This is a genomic window from Flavobacteriales bacterium, from assembly GCA_016124845.1.
In the GTDB taxonomy this organism is placed as follows: Bacteria; Bacteroidota; Bacteroidia; order UBA10329; family UBA10329; genus UBA10329.
Genome location: WGMW01000016.1, coordinates 58,833 through 65,907, shown reverse-complemented (window position 1 = coordinate 65,907; position 7,075 = coordinate 58,833). Strand labels below are relative to the sequence as shown.

Sequence of the window (7,075 nt, the reverse complement as noted above, 5' to 3'; positions counted from 1 at the left end):
TCCAATGCTATCTGGACGAATTCATCTTCAAACTCAACGGACGGTTTGCCAAGAATCTGTTCGACCGCCTGATGCGATTCGCCCTTATGTTCCGATGGAATCAATTTGCTTTAGGGTAACTTTGCGGATAATCATTTTAGCAAATTTGCTAATTGCTATTTCTTTTCGATTCTCCCTGTTTTCTTGTTGAAACCGTAAGGACAATGCTTGCAGCCGTTCTTGCAGCAGTAACCGCGTTTCAGCAGGTACTTTTCGGTAAAAATGATGTAGCCTTCTTTGGAATAGTAGAAGTCATCGGGTTCAAGTTTCGGCCTTCCGAAGTAATCGTCCATCTCGCTCACGTTGCAAAGTAAACAAGAATGCAGGCTAAGAGTTTGGAATCATTTCCTTTGATCCTATGGAATTCCCAGACCTTGGAAAGCAAATCGGTTCGCCTGTACAGGAAGTGAACGACCCGCAGCTGGAAGCCACAGGAATCCGGTTGCTCATCAAGCGCGATGACCTGATTCATGAACACATCAGCGGAAACAAGTGGCGAAAGCTGAAATACAATCTTCGCGAAGCGGCTGAACAGAACCACCACACAATTTTAACGTTTGGCGGTGCTTACAGCAATCATATTGCGGCAACGGCCTTTGCTGCCCAGAAGGCGGGATTCTCCAGTATCGGCATCATCCGTGGGGAAGACGATCCCACCAATCCCACGCTGAAGTTTGCACGTGAACACGGGATGATGTTGCGGTTCGTTTCGAGAAAAGACTATGGGGAAATGACCTTTGTAGAGACGCGATTGATCGCGTCTAATTTCAGGGTGCATCAAGACCAACAGACGCGATCAATCGCGTCTCTACAGGAGGAATTCGGGCGGTTTTTCCTCATTCCCGAAGGCGGGGCAAATGGTCTAGGGGTGCGTGGCTGTGCTGAAATACTGACAGAGGTGAAGGAGGATTTTGATGTGGTGTGCTGCGCAGCAGGAACCGGCACCACCTTGGCAGGACTGGCGTTGAGCGGTGCGCATATATTGGGATTTCCAGCATTGAAAGGAGGCGATTTCTTGAAGGAAGAAGTAGAACGCTTGATCGGAGAGTCAGGTCTCAGGCCACCACTAACCACCAACCTGAAACTGATAACCGACTACCATTTCGGGGGCTACGCCAAGATGAAACCTGAACTGTTGGAATTCATCAATGGATTTCAAGAAAGAACCGGAATACCACTCGATCCGATTTACACGGGCAAAATGATGTTCGGGATCTATGATATGATCGGTGTAGGGGCGTATGGCCATACGCCACTTCAGAAAGGAACAACCATCCTTGCCATTCATACGGGTGGCCTACAGGGCTGGCAGGGCATGGAGCACCGTGGGCTGGTGTGATGCTTTAAGGGTTTGGAATGCTGACGAAGGAAGCATCGCTTTTCCTTCAGCGTATGCCCAGAGATTCCTCGTTCCGCGGAATGACAAATGATTCCATGATGCTGATCAACACGGCTGTGTGAAAAACATCAACGCCAATTAAACGTTATCCACTTCGCGACATCTAATTTTGAATTCATGCGCGTATTCCTTTCGTACATATTCATCACATTGCAATTGATGGCTGTTGCGCAGAGCAGCAACCCCGAACCACCGTTCGATAAGCTGACGCGCGAGGATTACATCGACCTCTTCGCCCCGTTCGCGGTGCAGGAAATGCTTATCAGTGGCGTTCCGGCCAGCATCACCTTGGCGCAGGGCATTCTGGAAAGTGGCGATGGAAACAGCGTTCTGGCCCGCGAGGCCAACAACCATTTCGGCATCAAATGCCACGGCATGTGGGATGGCAACAAGTATTACATGGATGATGACGCCAAGAATGAGTGCTTCCGTGTGTACGAGAGCGTGTTCGACAGCTACCACGATCATTCTGACTTCTTGGCCGGAAGAGACCGTTATGCCGACCTCTTCAAACTCAAGCGCACCGATTACAAAGGCTGGGCGCATGGATTGAAACAGGCAGGCTATGCCACCAATCCCAAGTATCCGAGCCTGCTCATCAAGATCATAGAGGAGAACAGCTTGCATAAATATGATCTGATGAAGTCGCCACCCGAATCGAAAGGAAAGGAAGGCAAGGACAAGGGCAAAGACAAGGACCGAAACCGCGACAAACAGAACTCCGAGAATCCGAAAGAGGCCATCGTTTCCACGGGCCGACAGATGTATCTGCGCAACAACATCCGTTACGTTCGGGTAAAGGAAGGCGATGACTTCAAAAAACTGGAGAAGGCACTTCAAGTGCGCGAGTGGCAGATCCTGAAATACAACGACAAGGCCAAGGGCGCCAAACTCGTTCCGGGAGAACTCATCTACCTACAACCGAAACGCGGCCGCAGTTGGGATCACGACTACCATGAGGTGAAAGAGGGCGAGTCGCTGCGCTGGATATCGCAGGAGTATGGCGTCAAGCTCAGTAAACTCTACAAATTCAATGATCTGAATCCGGGCGAAGAACCCGTGGTGGGGCAGCGCATTTGGCTACGCAAGCGCAAGCGAAGCGAGTATTGAACGACCCCATGTGATCGAGAATGACCCCTCCGGCCTGCGGCCACCTCCCCTTTCCAGGGGAGGAACTGGTGCGTTGATCCGAGGTTTGCGTGAAACCCAACTCCCCTCCTGGAAAGGAGGGGTCGGGGGAGGTCAGATACCCGTATAGTTGAAAGGCGTAATGGCGCGCATCTCAGCCTTCACCTCCTCCGAAACATTCAATGAATCAATGAAGGCCAGCATGGCCGCCTCATCCAACTTGGCGTTGGTGCGGCTAAAGGCTTTCAGCGCTTCGTACGGCTTCGGATAGCCTTCGCGTCTCAAAATGGTCTGGATGGCCTCGGCCACCACCACCCAATGATCCTGCAGTTCCTGACGGATGTTCTCCTCGTTGATGAGCAACTTGCCCAATCCGCGCAGCGTGGAACGGAATGCGATGAGCGTGTAACCCAACGGCACCCCGATGTTGCGCAGAACGGTGCTGTCGGTCAGGTCGCGCTGGAGGCGCGAAACGGGCAGTTTCTCTGCCAAGTGCGTGAACACGGCATTGGCCAGTCCGATGTTCCCCTCCGAATTCTCGAAATCGATGGGATTGACCTTATGCGGCATGGCCGAAGAACCGACCTCGCCTTCCTTTATCCGTTGCTTGAAGTGATCGTTGGCCACGTAGGTCCAGATGTCGCGGTCCAGGTCGAGCACAATGGTGTTGATCCTGCGCAGCGCATCGCACCAAGCGGCAATGTTGTCGTAGTGTTCGATCTGTGTGGTGGTCTGCGAACGCTTCAGTCCGAGGGTTCCGTTCACGAAGTTGTTGGCGAAGGAGACCCAATCGATGGTCGGGTACGCCACCTTGTGCGCATTGAAGTTACCGGTGGCGCCACCGAATTTCGCGGAATACGGAACGGCCAGCAACTGTGCCTTCTGCACTTCCAGTCGCTCCACAAAAACCATCATTTCCTTGCCCATGCGGGTTGGCGATGCGGGCTGTCCGTGTGTTCGCGCCAACAGCGGAATGTCCTTCCACTCCTCGGCCAACGATCTCAGCTTCGCGATGAGTTCGTCCAACAGCGGCAGATACACCTGCTCGGTGGCCTCTTTCATCATCAAAGGCGTGGCTGTGTTATTGATGTCCTGACTGGTAAGCCCGAAATGCACGAATTCCTTCTGCTCCCCGATGCCGAGGTCATCCATCTTCTCCTTGATGAGGTATTCCACCGCCTTCACATCGTGGTTGGTGGTCTTCTCAATTTCCTTCACGCGCAGCGCATCCGCATCCGATAGGTCGATGTAGATCTTTCGCAGCGTGCCGAACAGCGAATGGTTGAAACCGTTCAGTTGCGGCAGCGGCAGTTCGCAGAGGGCAATGAAGTACTCGATCTCCACCCGTACGCGGTAGCGTATCAGGGCAGCTTCAGAGAAGAAATCGGAAAGAGATTCGGTGTGTTTTCGATAGCGGCCATCTATCGGAGAAACGGCCGTAAGAACATTCAGTTCCATACGTGGTTAGTTAAAGCGCGAATTTAGCATTTTTGGGGCGCAACATTCTGGCCTGTGGAAGAGAGAATCAAGGTATCAGCAGTATCATACGCCAATTCGTATCCCTTCATTCATGGGCTGCAGCATCATCCCGTTCTCAACTCCATCGATCTGCAGCTCGATATGCCTTCCGATTGCGCGCGGAAACTATTGGACGGTGAGGTGGATCTGGGGCTCGTGCCTGTGGCGATCATCCCGCTTCTCAAGGAATCGCACATCATCTCCACCAAATGCATCGGTGCCGATGGCGCGGTGGAAACCGTGTGCCTGTTCAGCGAGGTTCCGCTGGATGAGATCGATACCATTCTGTTGGATTATCAGTCCAGAACCTCCGTACAGCTCGTTCAATACTTGGCGGAGAATAAGTGGAAGATTGCACCGCAATGGAAAGCTGCGGATGCCGATTTCATTTCGCAGATAAAGGGAAAGACCGCGGGTGTGGTCATTGGCGACCGCACGTTTCCGCTCCGCGGGAAGTTTCCGTATGTCTATGATCTGGCCGAAGAATGGAAGGAACACACCGGATTGCCGTTCGTTTTTGCCTGTTGGGTCAGCAACCGCGCGCTGCCAGAAGATTTTATTTCCGCCTTTGATGAGGCGCTCGAATCTGGGCTTAAAAACCGAGAAGAGGCCATCCGCCAAATGGCCAATGCCGACCACGGAATTCTGGTACGTTATGTGCAAGAGGTGATCAGCTATGATTTGGATGACAAAAAACGCGAGGCGATGAAACTTTTTCACCACTGGCTGAGTAAGTCATCATAAGGTGTTGAAACACCAACAACCAATACCGATTCTGGCTCAGATTGAATGAGTATTTTAGTCCCAAACGTATTGAACATGAGAACGATCTTCACGCTTGTTGCTGTGGCCATTTGCATGCTGGCAGCAGATTTTTCAGCTAATGCACAACTGCTCGGTGGCCCCGACAAGATCAAGATGATGCAGGCCAAATCCAGCATGACCGAGGGCGACTACAACGGAGCCATCCGCATTTACCGCGAGCTCTACACCGATAACGGGACGGATGGCATGCTCAACTGGCGCATGGCCGAATGCTATCTCGCCCTCAATCAAGGCAAGGATGCGCTGGCATACCTACAAAAAGCACGTGAGGCCGACCCGAACATTGATAAAGACCTTGAATACAACACGGCTTTGGCCCACCGCATGGAAAGAGAGCAGGAAGAGGCGCTCAAGCATTTGGATGCTTATTTGGCCAATGACAAGCTCTCGAAAGCAGATATTGAGAAGGCGAATGAGCTGAAAGCAAAATGCCAAACGACCATTGACCTGATGGCAAATCCTGTTGATGTGAAGATCACTTCTGCGGGCGATGGCATCAACACGGCCGATAACCACGAATATCATCCATCCGTTACTGCCGATGGCCGATTGATGGTGTTCACCTCACGAAGGTCCGATACGGAGGGAGGCACGCGTTACGAGGGCGACAATGATTGGTATGAGGATGTGTATATCAGTTATTGGAGTGACAGTCTGGACGGTTGGGCGCCAGCCGTTCCGATTCCTGGAGCCATCAACAATGATGGGCATGATGCCAACCTGAGCATTTCACCTGATGGGCGGCAGTTGTTCATTTTCAAGAATGAGAATTCGGGAGATATTTTCGTGGCGAAGACACGGATGAACAAGAATGCGAGCGATGCGATTGCTGACGGTTCGCCCGATGCGGCCAGATTGATGAGTTTGAACCGATGGTCAAAGGCCTATTCGCTGGGTAAGAACGTGAACAGCGGTTACTTTGATGGTGGCGCTTCGCTGACGGCAGACGGCAAAACCATTTACTTCATTTCCGAAAGACCGAGTGGAGGAAAAGGTAACGGTGACATTTGGATGGCCGAAGCCATTTCTACAACAGAATGGGGAAAAGCCGTGAACGTCAGTCCGCTGAACACCATTGAAGATGAGAAAAGCGTGTTTGTCGCCCCAGATGGCAAAACCCTGTTTTTCAGTAGTAAGGGTCACAAGAACATGGGCGGCTATGACCTGTTCAAGTCGGTACGGCAGGACGATGGCACATGGAGCGAACCGATGAACTTGGGTTACCCGATCAACACGCCTGGAGATGAATCGGAAATAACCGTGACAGCGGATGGCAAAACGGCCTACTACAGCACCAAGAGCAGCGCCAACGGCAAGTACGACATCATGAAGATCGATCTGAGCAACTACAACTTGATGGCACCTGCTAAGGTTGATGAATAATGCCAGAAGAAGAACCCAAGATTAGTAAATACAGCTGGATCTTTCAATGGATCTTCTGGTCCACGCTCATGATCTTGTTCATGGGTGTTGGTGAACCTCTTTACCACAACAAGCCGATAACTGCTTCTTCCTTGCTGCACGAGGCAATCCTTTGGATACCAGCGGGTTTGGTGTTTGCCTTGGTCAATTATTTCTTCAATAAGAGGAAGGAGAAAAAGAACGGCCAATAATTTATTTGGCTGCCGGATCGTAATCGGTATTGTCAGAAACCTTTTCCCACTCGCGGTCTTTCAATAGACTGTCCAGAAAGCGTTCGAAACCCAAAAGGTTGTCAGGTGGGCTTCTTCGGTCGATCACCTTTTTTCGGGTTCCATTAAGGTTTGCCTCGGTGATGCACGATGGGAAATCTGCGATCGGAGTAGGATAGAGGCTGTCCAGACCGAAGTAATCCGATTCTGTGATCTTCTTCTTGATGTCCTGAACATCTTCTGCGCTTATCAAGGTTCTATACGTTCCTACGTTCTCCACAAATCGTTTTCCCACATATTTCACTTCGCCATTGTCGAAGAAGGTTGCCTTGTACATGGGGCACTGACCATAGCACGCGGTGCGCTCAATGGATGCCAAAAGCTGTGGTTCGGTCTGCATGGTGGCCGGATTTTCCTTTGTTGTACCTGTACTCGTGGTGGTGTCCTTGTTGCTCTTGCAGCCGATGGCCGCGAAGGTCAGCGCAGCTATCGACAAACTCATCAGTAGTGGTCTCATAACATCAATTTTGTCCGG

The 7,075-nt window shown here is 51.4% G+C and carries 8 protein-coding genes; 5 read left to right on the top strand and 3 right to left on the bottom strand.

Going from position 1 to position 7,075, the window contains the following annotated elements; genetic code table 11:
- Nucleotides 1–155: 155 nt before the first annotated feature.
- Complete coding sequence (locus GC178_08570) at nucleotides 156–341, bottom strand: hypothetical protein (protein MBI1287616.1); 186 nt, start codon at nucleotides 339–341, stop codon at nucleotides 156–158.
- Nucleotides 342–397: 56 nt separating this feature from the next.
- Here GC178_08570 and GC178_08565 point away from each other — a divergent pair, with 56 nt between their 5' ends.
- Together GC178_08565 and GC178_08560 are read left to right on the top strand one after the other, a co-directional pair.
- The gene (locus tag GC178_08565; protein MBI1287615.1) at nucleotides 398–1,378 is read left to right on the top strand and encodes a pyridoxal-phosphate dependent enzyme; all 981 of its coding nucleotides are present in this window, start codon (nucleotides 398–400) and stop codon (nucleotides 1,376–1,378) included.
- Between the two features lie 177 nt (nucleotides 1,379–1,555).
- Nucleotides 1,556–2,548, top strand: a complete 993-nt coding sequence (locus GC178_08560) for a LysM peptidoglycan-binding domain-containing protein (protein ID MBI1287614.1) — start codon at nucleotides 1,556–1,558, stop codon at nucleotides 2,546–2,548.
- A gap of 132 nt (nucleotides 2,549–2,680) precedes the next feature.
- Here the strand turns inward: GC178_08560 and purB are convergent, their stop codons facing one another.
- Nucleotides 2,681–4,024, bottom strand: a complete 1,344-nt coding sequence (gene purB / locus GC178_08555; protein MBI1287613.1) for an adenylosuccinate lyase — start codon at nucleotides 4,022–4,024, stop codon at nucleotides 2,681–2,683.
- A gap of 54 nt (nucleotides 4,025–4,078) precedes the next feature.
- On the opposite strand from purB, the gene GC178_08550 reads away from it, so the two are divergent.
- The 3 genes from GC178_08550 to GC178_08540 are packed head-to-tail and all read left to right on the top strand — an operon-like array spanning nucleotide 4,079 to nucleotide 6,522.
- A complete protein-coding gene (locus tag GC178_08550) occupies nucleotides 4,079–4,828 on the top strand; it encodes an ABC transporter substrate-binding protein (GenBank protein ID MBI1287612.1) in 750 nt (249 codons plus the stop codon).
- Nucleotides 4,829–4,873: 45 nt separating this feature from the next.
- Nucleotides 4,874–6,292: a tetratricopeptide repeat protein gene (locus GC178_08545; GenBank protein MBI1287611.1), complete on the top strand. Its 1,419-nt coding sequence runs from the start codon at nucleotides 4,874–4,876 to the stop codon at nucleotides 6,290–6,292.
- The gene (locus tag GC178_08540) at nucleotides 6,292–6,522 is read left to right on the top strand and encodes a hypothetical protein (GenBank protein MBI1287610.1); all 231 of its coding nucleotides are present in this window, start codon (nucleotides 6,292–6,294) and stop codon (nucleotides 6,520–6,522) included. The genes GC178_08545 and GC178_08540 overlap by 1 nt, the downstream gene beginning before the upstream one ends.
- A gap of 1 nt (nucleotide 6,523) precedes the next feature.
- On the opposite strand, the gene GC178_08535 is transcribed toward GC178_08540, so the two are convergent.
- Nucleotides 6,524–7,057 (bottom strand): hypothetical protein, encoded by a 534-nt coding sequence (locus tag GC178_08535; protein ID MBI1287609.1) that lies wholly within the window; start codon nucleotides 7,055–7,057, stop codon nucleotides 6,524–6,526.
- Nucleotides 7,058–7,075 lie beyond the last annotated feature (18 nt).